The organism is Pseudomonas sp. GW822-FHT03F08, assembly GCF_058801265.1.
Genome location: NZ_JBXANC010000013.1, coordinates 29,392 through 45,160, shown reverse-complemented (window position 1 = coordinate 45,160; position 15,769 = coordinate 29,392). Strand labels below are relative to the sequence as shown.

General features: G+C 62.4%; 14 protein-coding genes. 7 read left to right on the top strand and 7 right to left on the bottom strand.

Annotated elements, in window-relative coordinates; translation table 11 throughout:
• Positions 1-51 precede the first annotated feature (51 nt).
• Positions 52-1,392, top strand: coding sequence for a sensor histidine kinase (locus tag AC1RME_RS26755; RefSeq protein ID WP_102620316.1), 1,341 nt, complete (start codon positions 52-54; stop codon positions 1,390-1,392).
• Positions 1,393-1,404: 12 nt separating this feature from the next.
• Here AC1RME_RS26755 and AC1RME_RS26750 read toward each other — a convergent pair whose 3' ends face one another.
• Entirely contained in the window at positions 1,405-1,971 is a 567-nt protein-coding gene (locus AC1RME_RS26750) for a nitroreductase family protein (RefSeq protein WP_096822230.1), read from the bottom strand.
• Positions 1,972-2,092: 121 nt separating this feature from the next.
• Between AC1RME_RS26750 and AC1RME_RS26745 the strand changes: the two genes are divergently transcribed.
• Positions 2,093-3,547 carry a TrkH family potassium uptake protein gene (locus tag AC1RME_RS26745; RefSeq protein WP_096822231.1) on the top strand — a complete coding sequence of 485 codons (1,455 nt, stop codon included), beginning with the start codon at positions 2,093-2,095 and terminating at the stop codon, positions 3,545-3,547.
• Here the strand turns inward: AC1RME_RS26745 and AC1RME_RS26740 are convergent.
• A complete protein-coding gene (locus AC1RME_RS26740; protein ID WP_217993314.1) occupies positions 3,504-4,565 on the bottom strand; it encodes an AraC family transcriptional regulator in 1,062 nt (353 codons plus the stop codon). The genes AC1RME_RS26745 and AC1RME_RS26740 overlap by 44 nt on opposite strands.
• Before the next feature lie 167 nt (positions 4,566-4,732).
• On the opposite strand from AC1RME_RS26740, the gene AC1RME_RS26735 reads away from it, so the two are divergent.
• Positions 4,733-5,044 (top strand): Mpo1-like protein, encoded by a 312-nt coding sequence (locus AC1RME_RS26735; protein WP_096822233.1) that lies wholly within the window; start codon positions 4,733-4,735, stop codon positions 5,042-5,044.
• Between the two features lie 24 nt (positions 5,045-5,068).
• Positions 5,069-5,659: an HD domain-containing protein gene (locus AC1RME_RS26730; protein ID WP_096822234.1), complete on the top strand. Its 591-nt coding sequence runs from the start codon at positions 5,069-5,071 to the stop codon at positions 5,657-5,659.
• 14 nt (positions 5,660-5,673) lie between these two features.
• On the opposite strand, the gene AC1RME_RS26725 is transcribed toward AC1RME_RS26730, so the two are convergent.
• Positions 5,674-6,489, bottom strand: coding sequence for a UDP-2,3-diacylglucosamine diphosphatase (locus tag AC1RME_RS26725; RefSeq protein ID WP_007958385.1), 816 nt, complete (start codon positions 6,487-6,489; stop codon positions 5,674-5,676).
• Positions 6,490-6,621: 132 nt separating this feature from the next.
• On the opposite strand from AC1RME_RS26725, the gene AC1RME_RS26720 reads away from it, so the two are divergent.
• Positions 6,622-7,386 carry a helix-turn-helix transcriptional regulator gene (locus tag AC1RME_RS26720; RefSeq protein ID WP_096822235.1) on the top strand — a complete coding sequence of 255 codons (765 nt, stop codon included), beginning with the start codon at positions 6,622-6,624 and terminating at the stop codon, positions 7,384-7,386.
• Positions 7,387-7,458: 72 nt separating this feature from the next.
• A complete protein-coding gene (locus tag AC1RME_RS26715) occupies positions 7,459-8,352 on the top strand; it encodes a DMT family transporter (RefSeq protein ID WP_096822236.1) in 894 nt (297 codons plus the stop codon).
• On the opposite strand, the gene AC1RME_RS26710 is transcribed toward AC1RME_RS26715, so the two are convergent.
• Positions 8,346-8,633 carry an Rdx family protein gene (locus tag AC1RME_RS26710; protein WP_096822237.1) on the bottom strand — a complete coding sequence of 96 codons (288 nt, stop codon included), beginning with the start codon at positions 8,631-8,633 and terminating at the stop codon, positions 8,346-8,348. The two genes, AC1RME_RS26715 and AC1RME_RS26710, sit on opposite strands and share 7 nt — an antisense overlap.
• A 71-nt stretch (positions 8,634-8,704) precedes the next feature.
• Between AC1RME_RS26710 and AC1RME_RS26705 the strand changes: the two genes are divergently transcribed.
• The gene (locus tag AC1RME_RS26705; RefSeq protein WP_493091980.1) at positions 8,705-10,894 is read left to right on the top strand and encodes a patatin-like phospholipase family protein; all 2,190 of its coding nucleotides are present in this window, start codon (positions 8,705-8,707) and stop codon (positions 10,892-10,894) included.
• Positions 10,895-10,900: 6 nt separating this feature from the next.
• On the opposite strand, the gene AC1RME_RS26700 is transcribed toward AC1RME_RS26705, so the two are convergent.
• The 3 genes from AC1RME_RS26700 to recQ form a co-directional block, all read right to left on the bottom strand.
• Positions 10,901-12,697, bottom strand: a complete 1,797-nt coding sequence (locus AC1RME_RS26700; protein ID WP_493091979.1) for a motility hub landmark protein FimV — start codon at positions 12,695-12,697, stop codon at positions 10,901-10,903.
• A gap of 127 nt (positions 12,698-12,824) precedes the next feature.
• Positions 12,825-13,259, bottom strand: a complete 435-nt coding sequence (locus tag AC1RME_RS26695; RefSeq protein WP_007962151.1) for a MarR family transcriptional regulator — start codon at positions 13,257-13,259, stop codon at positions 12,825-12,827.
• Positions 13,260-13,393: 134 nt separating this feature from the next.
• Positions 13,394-15,523: a DNA helicase RecQ gene (gene recQ / locus AC1RME_RS26690; RefSeq protein WP_096822239.1), complete on the bottom strand. Its 2,130-nt coding sequence runs from the start codon at positions 15,521-15,523 to the stop codon at positions 13,394-13,396.
• Between the last annotated feature and the right edge of the window lie 246 nt (positions 15,524-15,769).

Sequence of the window (15,769 nt, the reverse complement as noted above, 5' to 3'; positions counted from 1 at the left end):
CCCGACCCAACGGCTCGCCGCCGTTGGGTTTTCTTTGTTTGAGGACTTTCCGTGCGTTCATTGTTCTGGCGTATTCTCGCGAGCTTCTGGCTGGCCATCGCTCTGGTTGCAGGGCTTTCCATTCTGCTGGGGCACATGCTCAACCAGGACGCATGGATCCTCAGCCGCCATCCGGGCCTGAACACCCTGGCCGCCGACTGGACGCAGACCTACGAAACCCAAGGCGAAGACGCCGCCCAGGACATCCTCGAACAACGCAAACGCCAATATCACATCGACGTGCAAGTGCTGAACGAAAGCGGCGACCCGGTGGTGCGCGGCACCTTCCCCCGTCGCGCGGCCGCCTTCGAAGCACGGCAGAACAACGACGACCGACGCCTGCCATGGCGACGGCTGACCGATGAATTCACCAGCGAAAAAAGCGGCGACACCTACCTCTTTATCTACCGCATCCCGCACCCGGAACTCGATGCCTGGCACCGCGAAAGCCTGCTCTGGCCATTGAGTGCGCTGGGTATCGCATTGGTGGTGCTGACCCTGTTCAGCCTGCTGGTGACCTTCTCCATCACCCGTCCGCTCAGCCGTTTGCGCGGCGCGGTGCACGATCTGGGGCAGACCACCTATCAGCAGAACAGCCTGGCGAAACTGGCCAACCGTCGCGATGAGTTCGGCGTGCTCGCCAACGATTTCAACCGCATGGGCGCACGCCTGCAAAGCCTGATCGGCAGTCAGCGCCAGTTGCTGCGCGACGTGTCCCACGAGCTGCGCTCACCGCTGGCGCGTCTGCGCATCGCACTGGCACTGGCTGAACGGGCGAGCCCGGAAGAACGGGAAAAACTCTGGCCACGCCTGACCCGCGAGTGCGATCGGCTGGAAGCGTTGATCAGTGAAATCCTGGTGCTGGCGCGGGTCGACGCCGACAACGCCAGTGCCGAAGCCGTGGACCTGAATGCTCTGCTGGGCTCTCTGCAAAAGGACGCACAACTCGGCTCGCCGGAGCAGACCGTCCGCCTGGAGGCCGAACCGCAGCTCAACATGACGGGGTGGCCGACCATGATCGAGCGCGCCGTGGACAACCTGCTGCGCAATGCCCAGCGCTTCAACCCGGTGGGGCAGTCGATCGAAATGCAGGCTTCACGTCAGGGCGAGCGAATCGTGGTCAGCGTGCGCGACCACGGGCCGGGGGTGCAGGCCGAACATTTGAATCAGTTGGGCGAACCGTTTTATCGGGCACCGGGGCAGACTGCGGCCGGGCATGGCCTGGGCCTGGCGATCGCCCGGAGAGCGGCGGAGCGCCATGGCGGGACGCTGGTGCTGGCCAATCACCCGCAGGGCGGGTTTGTGGCCAGTCTTGAATTGCCGCTGGAACCGGGGGCCGTTGTACAGCCCTGATGATCCTCAGTGTCAGGCCTTACCCGGCCAGGCACTGACAAACTCCGCCAGATCAACCTTCTCGGCCACTCGCGGTTCTTTCTGCGGGGTGCCGAGGTACAGGAACGCAATCACCTCTTCGCCATCCGTCAGCCCCAAACCCTTGGCGACATGTTTCGAGTAAGCCAGATCACCGGTGCGCCATACCGCGCCAATCCCCTGCGCGTAGGCCGCCAGCAGAATCCCGTGCGCCGCACAGCCCGCCGCCAGCAACTGCTCGGCCTTCGGGTATTTGACGTGTTCCTGCAACTTGGCGATGACCACCACCACCAGCGGCGCCCGCAGCGGGCCGTTGCGCGCCTTGTCGATCATCGCTTCGGTGACTTCGCCTTCCTGCATCTGCGCCGCTTCGGCCAGCAACTCGCCCATCTGCTCACGCGCCGCGCCTTCGACGGTCAGGAAGCGATACGGCTGCAAATGCCCGTGATCCGGTGCACGGGTCGCGGCGGCAAACAGCACTTCGCGCTGTTCGGCGGTGGGGGCCGGATCGATCAGTCGTGGAACGGAAACACGGTTGAGCAAAGCGTCGAGAGCCTGCATCGGCCACCTCCTGAAAAAAATGTCCGGCTATTCTAGCTGCAAGTGATCCGGCCGCGTCGGTTTACATGCCTTGCCCCGCAGGTAGAATGGCGCCTTTCCCACATCAGCCCGAGCGGACTTCATGGCGTTGCCGACCTTACGGATCATTGGTTTCATCATCGGCATCTTCCTGATCACCCTGGCCATCGCCATGGTCGTGCCCATGGCCACCCTGGTGATTTTCGACCGCACCGGCGATCTGCCGTCGTTCCTCTGGGCGAGCATGATCACCTTCCTCGCTGGCCTCGCGCTGGTGATTCCCGGGCGCCCGGAACACATTCACCTGCGTCCCCGCGACATGTACCTGCTGACCGTCACCAGTTGGCTGGTGGTGTGCATCTTCGCGGCGCTGCCGTTTTTGCTGACCCAGCACATCAGCTACACCGACTCATTCTTCGAAAGCATGTCCGGCATCACCGCCACCGGCTCGACCGTATTGAGCGGGCTGGACACCATGTCCCCGGGCATCCTGATGTGGCGTTCGCTGCTGCACTGGCTCGGCGGCATCGGCTTCATCGGCATGGCGGTGGCGATTCTGCCGCTGCTGCGCATCGGCGGCATGCGCCTGTTCCAGACCGAATCCTCGGACCGCTCGGAAAAGGTCATGCCCCGCTCGCACATGGTGGCGCGGCTGATCGTGGCGGCTTACGTGGGCATCACCATTCTCGGCAGTCTGGCGTTCTGGTGGGCGGGCATGAGCCCGTTCGATGCGATCAACCACGCGATGTCGGCGATCTCCACCGGCGGTTTCTCGACTTCCGACCAATCCCTGGCCAAGTGGACGCAACCGGCGGTGCACTGGGTGGCAGTTGTGGTGATGATCCTCGGCAGCCTGCCGTTCACCCTGTACGTGGCGACGCTGCGCGGCAACCGTCGGGCGCTGATCAAGGATCAGCAGGTGCAGGGCTTGCTCGGCATGTTGCTGGTGACCTGGCTAGTGCTCGGCACCTGGTACTGGTGGACCACCAACCTGCATTGGCTTGACGCGTTGCGCCATGTGGCGCTGAACGTGACGTCAGTGGTCACCACCACCGGATTCGCATTGGGGGATTACAGCCTGTGGGGCAATTTCTCGCTGATGCTGTTCTTCTATCTGGGCTTCGTCGGTGGCTGCTCCGGCTCGACGGCGGGCGGGATCAAGATCTTCCGCTTCCAGGTCGCCTACATCCTGCTCAAGGCCAACCTTAACCAGCTGATCCACCCGCGTGCGGTGATCAAGCAGAAGTACAACGGTCATCGCCTCGACGAGGAAATCGTCCGGTCGATCCTGACGTTCTCGTTCTTCTTCGCCATCACCATCTGCGTGATCGCCCTGCTGCTATCGCTGCTGGGCGTGGACTGGATGACCGCGTTGACCGGCGCCGCCAGCACCGTGTCCGGCGTCGGCCCGGGGCTGGGCGAAACCATCGGCCCGGCCGGCAACTTCGCCAGCCTGCCGGATGCGGCCAAGTGGATTCTGTCGTTCGGCATGCTGCTCGGCCGACTGGAGATCATTACGGTGTTTGTGCTGTGTATTCCGGCGTTCTGGCGTCACTGATCGCGTTTGGCGCCTCCAGCAACCGCGCCCGGTAATCGCCGGGCGTGGTGTCGAACCAGCGGCGGAAGGCACGGAAGAAATTGCTCGGATCGGCAAACCCCAGCAGATAGGCAATCTCCAGCAAGGTCATGCTCGGCTGCGCCAGGTATTGCTCGGCGAGTTCTCGGCGCGTGTCGTCGAGCAACTGCTGAAAACTGGTGCCCTCCTCCTGCAAACGCCGTTGCAAGGTGCGCTGCGACAAGTGCAGGGTCTGCGCCACCGTATCGCGCTTGGGCTCGCCCTGAGGCAACAGACGGCACAACACCTGGCGCGCTTTGTGGGTCACGCGGCTTTCGGAAAACCGCGCCAGATATTCCCCGGCAAACCGGTCGTGCAGCAGCGCCATCGCCTCGTTGGCGGTGGGCAGCGGCGCCTCCATGTCGGCGCGTTCGAAGATCAGCGCGTCATACGGCGCGTTGAACACCAGCGGAGCATGGAAGGCTTGTTTGTAGGGTTGAAGATCATCGGGTTCGTCGCCCTGCACCAGCACTTTGCGCGGGTGCAGCGTGCGCCCGGTCAGCCAGCCGCACAGCGCCAGTGCGCAGGCCAGCGAGGCTTCGGCACTTTGCCGGGTCGGCGGCAGATGATCGCCGTGCACCGTCAGAATCAATGCATAACCTTCGTCGAGCAGGCGAAAACTCAGGTCGGCACTTTCGGCAATGATCCGCTGATAACGCACCAGTCGCTGAAAGCCTTCGGCCAGGGTGTTGCTGGACATCAGCGCGTAGCCCGCCACATGGAACGACGCCGGTCGCACCACCTTGCCCATGTTCAGACCGATGGCGGGATTGCCGGACAGCTCGACCGCCCGTTGCCAGAGTCGGGTCATGGAATCCTGCGGGAAGCGTGCGTCCGGATCCTCCAGCGCCGCGTAGTCGAGCCCCAGCTGTTTGAACAGAACCCGGCAATCCAGGCCGTCCATTTCCAGTGCTTTGACAATCCCCATCGCCCAGCTTGCAGATGTCGTTCGTTCGCTCATGGCGTTTTTTCTTGGATGACATGGTGAGCCGCATACTACGGCCGATTTCCCAAGGATAGTAAAGTGGCGCCGATTGTCACTGGCCGACGCCAATGATCACTCTAGACTCAAATAAGCTACCCACCGAACAACTTGCAATCAGAACAATAACCACAGAGATCGCGGTCGTGGAAACCATCAAGCCTTTCAACAGCTTCGCCGAGTTCTATCCGTATTACCTCAGCGAACACAGCAACAGCACCTGCCGTCGCCTGCATTTCATCGGGACGACGCTGGTGATCTTCATTCTCGCGATGACCATCGCCAAGGGCGCCTGGCTGCTGTTGCTGGCCCTGCCGCTGGCCGGCTACAGCTTCGCCTGGGTCGGCCATTTCTTTTTCGAGAAGAACCGGCCGGCGACATTCCAGCATCCGTTCTACAGCCTGCTGGGGGATTTCGTCATGTACCGCGACATGATCCTGGGCCGCGTGGCGTTCTAGAAACCCTGACCAAGAGGATTGCCGATGAATGCCAATGCCCGTTTCACCCACATGAAGGACGGCACGCAGGAAGACTGGGCGATCATCGCGGCGGACTTCAGCGCCTACGCCCGTCAACTGCCGGGCCGGATCATGGCGCACCTGAAATTGCTCGAAGGTGATTTCGGCGGGTTTCCGGTGGATCGCCTGACACACTCGCTGCAAACCGCGACCCGTGCATATCGCGACGGACGCGACGAGGAATACGTGGTCTGCGCCCTGCTCCACGACATCGGCGACACGCTGGGCTCCTACAATCACCCGGACATCGCCGCCGCCATTCTCAAGCCGTTCGTCAGCGCCGAGAACCTGTGGATGGTGGAAAAGCACGGGATCTTCCAGGGCTACTACTTCTTCCATCACCTGGGCATGGATCGGCACCTGCGCGAGCAGTTCAGCGGTCATCCGCAGTATCAGGCGACCGCGGAATTCTGCGCGAAATACGACGCGGCGGCATTCGACCCGGATTACGACACCCTGCCGCTGAGCTTCTTCGAACCGATGATGGAGCGCCTGTTCGCCCGGCCGAAGAACTCCATCTACAAGGCTGCGATGGAAGAACACGCGCCGGCCTGAGTTGATCTGGACACTCAGGCCAGCTCGGCAACCTTGGCCGCTTTCAGTTCGGCCTCCCGCGCCTGTGCATCCGCCAGGCGATACAGCTCGATCGTGCCGTCCCAGTGTTCGATCAGCGCCGTGCACGACTCCACCCAGTCACCGCAATTGAGGTAATCCACCTCGCCGACCTTGCGGATCTCGGCATGGTGAATGTGCCCGCACACCACGCCGTGCAATTCGCGCTTCACGCACTCATGAGCGATGGCTTCTTCGAAGTCGCTGATGAAGCTCACTGCGGTCTTCACCTTGTGCTTGAGATAGGCCGACAGCGACCAATAGCCGTAACCGTATTTCGCCCGCCAGTGATTGAGCCAGCGATTGAGGGTCAGGGTGAATTCGTAGGCCGAGTCGCCGAGAAAGGCCAGCCAGCGGTGATAACGGGTGATCACGTCGAACTGGTCGCCGTGGATCACCAGCAAATGCCGGCCATCGGCCGTGACGTGCACCGCTTCGTCGACCAACTGGATGTTGCCCAGGATCAGCTTCGAATAGCGACGCAGGAATTCGTCATGGTTGCCGGTGACGTAGATCACCTCGGTGCCGCGCTTGCTCATGGTCAGCAAGCGGCGGATCACGTTGGTGTGCGCCTGGGGCCAGTACATGCCGCCGCGCAGTTTCCAGCCGTCGATGATGTCACCGACCAGGTAGATCTTGTCGGCGTGATAACCCTTGAGAAATTGCGACAGATGCTCGGCCTGGCAATCCCGCGTGCCCAGATGCACGTCGGAAATCCACAAGGTGCGAACCCTTTGTTTACGGCTGGGTCTGGCGAGCTCGGCGCTGGTCATGGGCAACCCTCTGCGATGTTTTCGCCACTGTGCGCGAGCCCGGTTAATCGACCATGACAGGCGTGCGTCAGTCTTGTGACAAACGCGTCGCCCCTGCGCCGGTGTAGACTGGCAGCTCGCCCGGAGACCGCCATGCCACCGATCCTGACCCTGCGCCATTACACCCACGACCTGATCGTCCACAGTCACGACCACGCCCAACTGGTGTTCGGCCTGTCGGGTGCGCTGGATTTCGAAGTCGAAGGGCATGGCAGCCAGGTATTGCAGCAGAGCTTCGTGGTGATTCCCTCCGGCGCGCATCACGCGTGCGGCAGCCCCAAGGGCAGCCGTTGTCTGGTACTGGACGTGCCGGACGATCAATGGTTGTCACGCTCACTGGGCGATCACGCCGACGCCAGCCGCCGCCTGCTGGACAACGCCGCGCGGCTGTCGCTGGATGCCGGCCAGGGCCAACTGGTCAATTGGCTGGCGAACAGCCCGGTGGACGATCCGCTGATTGCGCAACAGGGTGCGGTGCTGTTGCTGGCGAGCCTGAATCACGCGCAACCTGCCGAGGTCTGCGCCCGTCGCCTGCCCTACGCGGCCCTCGATGCGCACATCGAGCAGTACGCGGCCTACCCGCTGCAGGTCGCGGATCTGGCGCGTGTCGCCGGACTATCCAGCGCCCGATTGCATGCGCGGTTCGTCGCCGAATGCGGGCAGACACCCATGGATTACATTCGCAGTCGACGGCTGCATAAGGCCGTCACGCTGTTGCGGGAAACCACGCTAGCCATCGGGGAAGTGGCCAGCCGTGTAGGCTATGGATCGCAAAGTGCGTTCTCGGCCGCCGTCCTGCGTGAATTCGGTACCTCTCCTACACAATTGCGACGCGAGGCTGACGACAAAAGTCGATAGTCTGCCGACAGACTTTTCGGCCGCTACACGCTTCAATGTGTGCCTGAAATGGTGTTTGAAAAAAGGACTGCAATGACTCCCCGCACTGCCCTCGGCGCCCTGCATATCGGCGCATTGATGTTCGGCCTGACCGGCGTCTTCGGCAAACTCGCCGCCGCAACGCCGGCGGTCATCGTCTTTGGACGGGCCGCCTTTGCCGTTCTTGCGCTGGCGTTCTTTGCCCGTTTCGCCAGCCAGCACGGCTGGCAAAAACTGCAAGCCGTGGACTGGCGACGACTGGCCCTGAGCGGTGTGCTGCTGGCCGGTCACTGGGTGAGCTTCTTCATTGCCGTGAAGGTAGCCGGCGTCGCGGTGGCCACCCTGGGTTTCGCCAGTTTCCCGGCCTTCACGGTCATCCTCGAAGGGTTGATCTTCCGCGAACGCATCCGTGCCAACGAAATCATTCTGGTGGCGCTGGTCAGTGTCGGCCTGGTGCTGGTGACCCCGGCGTTCGACCTGGCCAGCGGCGCCACCACCGGGCTGCTCTGGGCGATTCTTTCCGGCCTGCTGTTTTCACTGTTGTCGCTGACCAACCGTGCCAGTTCCGGGCGCATCCCGGCAGTGCAGGCAGCGCTGTGTCAGAACGTGGTGGTAGCGCTGTGTCTGCTGCCGGTGGCGGCGCCGCAACTGAGTGAAGTGCGCGCCATCGACTGGCTGTGGATCGCCCTGCTCGGTGTGTTCTGTACCGGCGTCGCCCACAGCCTGTTCGTCGCCAGTCTCGCCGTGATCAAGGCGCGAACTGCGGCGGTGGTGTTCGCCATGGAGCCGGTTTACGGCATTACCGTCGCGTGGCTGCTGTTCGATGAAAACCCGACCCTGCGGATGCTGCTCGGCGGCGCGCTGATCATCGTCGCCATCGTTGTGTCGAGCCAGATGTCAGGCAGCGCCAGCAAAAAAACGGTGGAGGCCGAGGCTGCATCTCACTGAATGCGGTCGTTGTGGCCGAGGTCGCGCTCAGGGTCGATCTGATCGCGGACTCGCTGCTTGAGCACCTTGGCCTCGGGGAAACCACCGTCGGCCTTGCGCTCCCAGATCTGCACGCCGTCGCAGCTGATGTGAAAGATCCCGCCGGTACCCGGCACCAGTGACACTTTGCCAAGGTCGTCGCCAAAAGTGCTGAGCAACTCCTGCGCCAGCCACGCCGCGCGCAACAGCCACTGGCATTGTGTGCAATAAGTGATGACGATTTCCGGTTTTGTGGCGGTCATGATCGTTGAAACTCCTGAGCCAGAGGGCGCCGCTATAATAGCCGGCTTTAACGCTTGCCCCGAGACTCACAATGCGTCGTCTGCTGATCTGCCTTTTGCTTGGTTTCCTTCCGCTGTTCGTCCATGCCAGTGAAGCGCCGCGACCGAAAGTCGGCCTGGTGCTGTCCGGCGGTGCGGCCCGCGGGCTGGCACACATCGGCGTGCTCAAGGCGCTGGAAGAGCAAGGCATCAAGATCGATGCGATTGCCGGCACCAGCATGGGTGCAGTGGTCGGTGGCCTCTACGCCTCGGGTTACAAGATCGACGAACTGGAAAAACTCGCCCTGAGCATCGACTGGCAGCAGGCCCTATCCGATGCTCCACCTCGGGAAGACGTACCGTTTCGACGCAAACAGGATGACCGCGATTTTCTGGTGAAGCAGAAACTGAGCTTTCGCGACGACGGCAGCCTCGGCCTGCCACTGGGGGTGATTCAGGGACAGAACCTGGCGTTACTGCTGGAAAGCCTGCTGGCCCACACCAGCGACACCCGTGATTTCGACAAGCTGCCGATCCCGTTCCGCGCCGTGGCCACCGACATCGCCAACGGCGAAAAAGTGGTGTTTCGCAAAGGCCACCTGCCCCAGGTGATCCGCGCCAGCATGTCGATCCCGGCGGTGTTCGCCCCGGTCGAGCTTGATGGCCAGCTGCTGGTGGACGGCGGCATGACCGATAACATCCCCCTCGATGTGGCCCGGGAAATGGGCGTCGACGTAGCCATCGTGGTCGACATCGGCACCCCGCTGCGCAACCGCAAGCAACTGACCACTGTGGTCGATGTGCTGAACCAGTCGATCACCCTGATGACCCGGCGCAACTCCGAAGAACAACTGGCGGCGCTGCACCCGAATGACGTGCTGATCCAGCCGCCGCTGGCCAGTTTCGGCGCCACCGATTTCGGTCGTGCCGAGGAAATGATCGATGCCGGCTACCGCGCCGCCAAGGCCCTCGACGCCCGCCTCGCCCGATTGAAACCCGCCATGTCTCAGGACGCCGAGCTCAACGCCGCACGCGCACCGGGCCAGCGCACGCCGATCATCACCGCGATCAGGGTCGAGAACGACTCGAAAGTCGGCGACGACGTGATCCGTTACTACATCCGTCAGCCCATCGGTGAGCCGCTGGACCTCGGGCGTCTGCACTCGGACATGGGCACCTTGTACGGCCTGGATTACTTCGAACAGGTGCAATACCGCGTGGTGCACAAGGGCCAGGAACATACGCTGGTGATCAGCGCCCGGGGCAAGCGCAGCGGCACCGACTACCTTCGCGTCGGCTTGAACCTGTCGGACGACATGCGCGGCGACAGCGCCTTCAACCTCGGCGCCAGTTACCGAATGAACGGCATCAACCGCCTCGGCGCTGAATGGTTGACCCGGGCGCAGATCGGCGACAAGCAGGAGCTCTATACCGAGTTCTATCAGCCGCTGGACGTCGGCTCGCGCTACTTCGTCGCACCGTATGCAGCGTTTGAAGCCCAGAACGTCGACTCGGTGCTCGACAATGACCCGATCGCCCAATATCGCGTCGAGCGCTATGGCCTCGGCCTCAATGTCGGCCGCCAGATCGGCAACAACGGTGAAATCCGCTTTGGTGTCGGCGAGGCCTGGGGCAAAGCGGATGTGCGAATCGGCGATCAGAATCTGCCGAGCGAACACTTCAACGAAGGGTTCTATGCGCTGAAGTACTCGTTCGACTCACTGGACAATGTGTACTTCCCCCACGACGGCAAGGACATCAGCCTGACCCTGATGCAATTCGAACCGAGCCTGGGCTCCGACACGCGCTACCGGCAATGGGAGTTCAAATTGGACAAGGCCATGAGCAGCGGGCCGAACACGCTGATTCTGGGCGGTCGTTACGGGCGCACGCTGGACGATGCGAATGTGGTGACGTCGAGCTTCCTGCTGGGCGGCGCCCGACAACTGTCCGGTTTCCGCGAAGATGCCATCTCCGGGCAGAACGTCAGCCTGATGCGGGCGGTGTATTACCGCCGTCTGACGCCGCGCGCTTATCTGCCGCTGGATTTCCCGCTGTATGCCGGCGGCTCGCTGGAGCGCGGCCGGGCCTGGAACAACGACAACGAGTTCGACAGCGGCTACATCAATGCCGCCAGCGTATTCATCGGTTTCGACACACCGCTGGGGCCGCTGAACTTCAGCTATGGCCTGAACGATGCCAACGAACAGGCGGTTTACCTGAATCTGGGGCAGACCTTCTGACCCGGATCAGCGAATCCCCGCCAACAGGGTTCGGGCCGTTTGCCTGAGGGGCTCATCGCCTTCCTTCAGCAGCTCATTGAGCAAGGCGATCGCACTGTCGAGGTCGCCGTCGTCGATGCAGGTCTGGGCCTGCTCGAGCTTTCCGGCGTTGGCGGTCTCGGTCGGGCCCGGCTCGGCTTCCGGTAATTGCAGATCCAGTGGCTCCAGTTTCAGCGACTGACCGGGATCGCCAAATTCGTTGAGGAAGTCATCGTCTATCGGCTGCACATCCGGTTCGGCGATCCACTCCAGCTCCGTCGCCTCAGCGTCATCGTTGGCGGTTTGCGGCAGCTCGAAATCCTGTGGCAGCACTTGCAGGCTGGAACCCAGTGCCGGCGGGGTCGACGAAGGTGTGTCCGTTGCCGGACGACTGTCTTCCAGATCCCAGCTGGAATCCATCGACAGCTGCTCCAGATTCAGCTCGAAATCATCCTTGGCCAACGGTGTGGCGGGTGCAGCTTGCTCAACGGGCAGCGCGGCAATGACCGGAGCCGCCGCAGCCGGAGGTTCACTCCTGGTCAGTTTCGGGTAGCGGGCCCGGATATCGAGCAATCGCTGTTCCTCGACACCGAGCTGGCGCAGGTGGTTTTCCTGTTCGTCATAGGCTGACTGGTCGCCCTGGCGCCCCAGCACCTCGAGCATCTGCACACCCAGATCGATGCGCTCCGGCTCCTTTTGCAAGGCGTCGCGCAGCAAACCGAGCGCTTCACCGAGCCGCCCATACGCCAGATAAATGCCGACCGCCTCCAGTACATCGCCTGCGGCCTGTTCGTCACGGTGCTCGACGGCCTCCTGAACCACGTTCTGACGAACGACTTCGGGTTCATTGAGCGCGGGTTCGCTGCGCTGGGGTGCCAGCACCGCAGGCCCGACAAGATTCGCTTCAGACTGGCGTCGGCGGCGTACATACAACACCGCCCCCAACCCGCCCAACAGCACCAGCAAACCGCCAAGCAGCGGCCAGCTGACGGAGTCTTCCTGCGACTCTACCGGCGCAGCAACCGGAGCCGGGGCTTGCACAGGTGCTACCGGAGCCGGCGGCGCCTGTTGCACTTCCGCCAGACGGGCCTGCAAATCACCCAGCTGTTTCTTGCCGTCGGCGATCAGGATTTCCTGCGCCTGAAGCTTCACGTTCAGCTCATCGATGGTTTTCTGCAGTTGCTGGTTCTGCAGCACGCTGGCGGCCAACTGCTCGGCTTGCGCGTCGTTGGTCGCAGCCGTTTGCGGCACTGGCGCGGCGGGTGGCGCAGCAGACTTGCTTTGGGTGCCGGCAGCAGGTGCCTCAGGCGTTGGAAACTCCGACGATTGCGCGCGGACGTCGGGCTCGTCGGTGGCCGGCACGATGCCCGGCGAACCCGGCGGATCAATCAGCACCGTGTATTCGCGCAGCAGGTGGCCGTTGGGCTGATTGAGCTGCACAAGGAAATTCAGAAAGGGTTCGTTGACCGGTTTGCTGGAAGTCACCCGGATCATATTGCGATTGCCACGCAGGATCGGGGTGAACTTGAGGTCATTGAGGAAGAACACCCGCTCGACCCCGGCACGGCCGAATTCGTCCGCCGTGGCCAGACGGACCGAGAGCTCGCTTTCGCTGAGCCCGGCGACATCCACCAGCGCGATGTCGGCCTTGAGCGGCTGATTGAGGGCCGAGTGCACGGTAATGTCACCGAGCCCCAGCGCCAGTGACGCCGTGGACCAGGTGAGAACACCGGCCACCAGCAGTGAGTTGGCGCAACGCAGTACCACGTGCCGACTGTCGAGCATGAGCATCCCTTAAATAAGCAAAACCGACTTCTATGGGTTCGCACATCCGGTACGAACACGATATTGCCCAGTAGTTCTTATAGTCTGCCCAGCGCGATCTCTCAAAAAAACGGCACGCGGTTGTGCCTCAAGACTTTTCCAGGTTGGCCAGAATGTGCCCGTGAACCCGCATGCACACCTTCAAATCCGCCTCGTCGACGCCTTCGAACAATTCGTGACGCAGTTGCGTGGCGATGGTCTCGATCTGTTCGATCAGCGGCAGTGCCGGGGCGCACAACACGATTTTTTTCGCCCGACGGTCTTCCATCACGGACTGGCGTTGCACCAGGCCCTGGCTTTCCAGGCTGTCGAGCAGGCGGGCAAGGGTCGGCCCTTCGACGCCAACGCTTTGCGCCAGCTCCCGTTGGGTCGGGGCGTCTTCGAAACGCGCCAGATGCAGCAGCACCAGCCAGCGCGCCTGGGACAAACCCAGGCCGGCCAGCCGGCGATCCAGTTCGGCACGCCAGCCACGGGACATCTGGGCCAGTTGCATGCCAAAGCGGTGTTGATCGGTTAACGGCATAAAACACTCATGGTTAGACTGAAGAAATAGAGAAAAACTAATTATTAGTCAGCTAAGCATGACATTTGGCTATAGGCAAGAGCCGCCCTGTACTGAATCGTTACATCTGTACAACGGTTTGTGTAAGCCCAGGCTCACATCTCGAATTCAGATTGCAGCGCAGCCCTTACGCAATACAGCACGCCTTCCGGTACACGACCGGCAAACAGCTCCGCCACTTCAGCGACCGACGGCAACTCGCCTTCGCCGTCGAGGAACGCGTCCTGGACTTCGCCCATCAGGTCCTCCGGCAAGTCCAGCGCCTGTTCCAGCGACAATTGCTGCTTGCCGATGGCTTCAGCAAGCATGGTGTAGACGTTCTTTTCCGAGCACTGCAACTGACCGGAAATCTGCAACGGCGTCATACCGGCACGGGCCAGGGTAATCAATTCGTGGCGTACATCGGCCACCACTTTCGGTGTCTCGGCCTCGCCGCCGAGCACTTCGAGGAAGGCCTCGCCGTAGCGCTCCAGCTTGCGTGCGCCGACGCCGCTGACCTGGGCCATTTCCGCCAGCGAGGTCGGCTGGCTGCGGAGCATTTCCAGCAGCGTCGAGTCGGGGAAGATGACGTACGGCGGCACGCCGTGTTCTTCCGCCAGTTTGCGGCGCAGGGCACGCAGCGCTTCCCACTGTTCGCGTTCCTCAAAGCGCACCAGTTGACTGGCCGGGCTCTTGCTGCCGCTCTTGGCGGTGACTTGCGGCTTGAGGTCGCGGCGCAGCTCCAGGCTCACTTCACCCTTGAGCAGCGGCCGGCACGTGTCGCTCAGACGCAGCCCGCCGTAGCCTTCGTGATCGACATCCGCCAGGCCGCGAGCAACCAATTGGCGGAACAGCGAGCGCCATTCGCTCTCGCTAAGCGCCTTGCCCACGCCGTACACCGACAGGTGCTGATGGCCGAAACTGCGGACCTTTTCGTTGTCCTTGCCCAGCAGCACGTCCACCAGATGGCCGACACCGTAACGCTGGCCAGTGCGATAGATCGCCGACAGCGCCTGACGTGCAGGCTCGGTGGCGTCCCAGGTCTGCACGCCGTCGGTGCAGTTGTCACAGTGCCCGCACGGCTCGGGCATGTCTTCGTCGAAGTACGCCAGCAGCGCCTGTCGGCGGCAGCGGGTTTCTTCGCAGAGCGAGAGCATAGCGTCGAGCTTGTGCTGCTCCAGACGCTTGTGGCGCTCGTCGCCTTCGGAGTTCTGCAGCATCTGCTTGAGCATCACCACGTCTTGCAGACCGTAGGCCATCCACGCGTCCGCCGGCAGACCGTCACGACCGCCGCGTCCGGTTTCCTGGTAATAGGCTTCCAGGGATTTCGGCAGGTCGAGGTGAGCGACGAAACGCACGTTGGGTTTGTCAATACCCATGCCGAACGCCACGGTGGCGACCATGATCAGGCCTTCCTCGTTGAGGAAGCGTTTCTGGTGATAGGCGCGCAGATCGTTGGGCAGACCGGCGTGATACGGCAGCGCCGGGAAGCCCTGCTCGGTGAGAAACGCGGCCACCTCCTCCACCTTCTTGCGCGACAGGCAGTAGACGATGCCGGCATCGCTGCGGCGCTCGGCAAGGAACGCCAGCAACTGCTTGCGCGGCTGCTCCTTGGGCACGATGCGGTAGAAGATGTTCGGCCGGTCGAAACTCGATAGGAAACGCTCGGCATTCTGCAGATGCAGACGGGTGACGATTTCTTCGCGGGTGCGCTTGTCGGCGGTGGCGGTCAGGGCAATACGCGGCACGTCGGGGAACATTTCCGCCAACTGCCCCAGTTGCAGGTATTCCGGGCGGAAGTCGTGGCCCCATTGCGACACGCAGTGCGCTTCATCGATGGCGAACAGGGCGATGTTCAAGCCTTGCAGGAACGACAGCATCCGCGGCTGCACCAGACGCTCGGGCGCCAGATAGAGCATTTTCACTTCGCCGCGCTTGATCCGGTTGGCGAGGTCGCGCTGCTGTTCGGCGCTCAACGTGGAGTTCAACGCGGCAGCGGCCACACCCAGCTCTTCGAGGGTGGCGACCTGATCGTCCATCAGCGCGATCAGCGGCGACACCACCACCGCCAGGCCGTCGCGCAGCAGCGCCGGCACCTGGAAGCACAGGGACTTACCGCCGCCGGTCGGCATCAGGACAAGGGCATCACCGCCACTGGCCACGCGCTCAATGATTGCACCCTGACGGCCACGGAAACTGTCGTAGCCGAAGATGTCCTTGAGGACGCGTTGAGCCTGTTCGAGCATAAAAACTCCAAAAATCCACCGAAACATCCCTGCACAGGCTGGTTCAAGACAGCCGAGGCTGCTTTAAACAAAACGTAAGGACGCATTGCATGACGCCGTACAGATTCAGCCGCGACACCGGCAGGGATCGCAAAGCGCGGCAGTATACCCGAGCCCTCCCCGGCAAAGGGCACCGCCGATAAGAAGCTTGTGGGCGCAAATCTGCCGTGCGGCTGGCTTGAGGGCTCAAGAAGGCCTAGAATTCCC

What these genes read in the sequence shown, in the direction of transcription:
- AC1RME_RS26750 (WP_096822230.1), bottom strand. Translation starts at nt 1,971, where the DNA reads ATGCAGGCTCTCGACGCTTTGCTCAACCGTGTTTCCGTTCCACGACTG.
- AC1RME_RS26745 (WP_096822231.1), top strand. Translation starts at nt 2,093, where the DNA reads ATGGCGTTGCCGACCTTACGGATCATTGGTTTCATCATCGGCATCTTC.
- AC1RME_RS26740 (WP_217993314.1), bottom strand. Translation starts at nt 4,565, where the DNA reads ATGAGCGAACGAACGACATCTGCAAGCTGGGCGATGGGGATTGTCAAA.
- AC1RME_RS26730 (WP_096822234.1), top strand. Translation starts at nt 5,069, where the DNA reads ATGAATGCCAATGCCCGTTTCACCCACATGAAGGACGGCACGCAGGAA.
- AC1RME_RS26725 (WP_007958385.1), bottom strand. Translation starts at nt 6,489, where the DNA reads ATGACCAGCGCCGAGCTCGCCAGACCCAGCCGTAAACAAAGGGTTCGC.
- AC1RME_RS26720 (WP_096822235.1), top strand. Translation starts at nt 6,622, where the DNA reads ATGCCACCGATCCTGACCCTGCGCCATTACACCCACGACCTGATCGTC.
- AC1RME_RS26715 (WP_096822236.1), top strand. Translation starts at nt 7,459, where the DNA reads ATGACTCCCCGCACTGCCCTCGGCGCCCTGCATATCGGCGCATTGATG.
- AC1RME_RS26710 (WP_096822237.1), bottom strand. Translation starts at nt 8,633, where the DNA reads ATGACCGCCACAAAACCGGAAATCGTCATCACTTATTGCACACAATGC.
- AC1RME_RS26705 (WP_493091980.1), top strand. Translation starts at nt 8,705, where the DNA reads ATGCGTCGTCTGCTGATCTGCCTTTTGCTTGGTTTCCTTCCGCTGTTC.
- AC1RME_RS26700 (WP_493091979.1), bottom strand. Translation starts at nt 12,697, where the DNA reads ATGCTCGACAGTCGGCACGTGGTACTGCGTTGCGCCAACTCACTGCTG.
- AC1RME_RS26695 (WP_007962151.1), bottom strand. Translation starts at nt 13,259, where the DNA reads ATGCCGTTAACCGATCAACACCGCTTTGGCATGCAACTGGCCCAGATG.
- recQ (WP_096822239.1), bottom strand. Translation starts at nt 15,523, where the DNA reads ATGCTCGAACAGGCTCAACGCGTCCTCAAGGACATCTTCGGCTACGAC.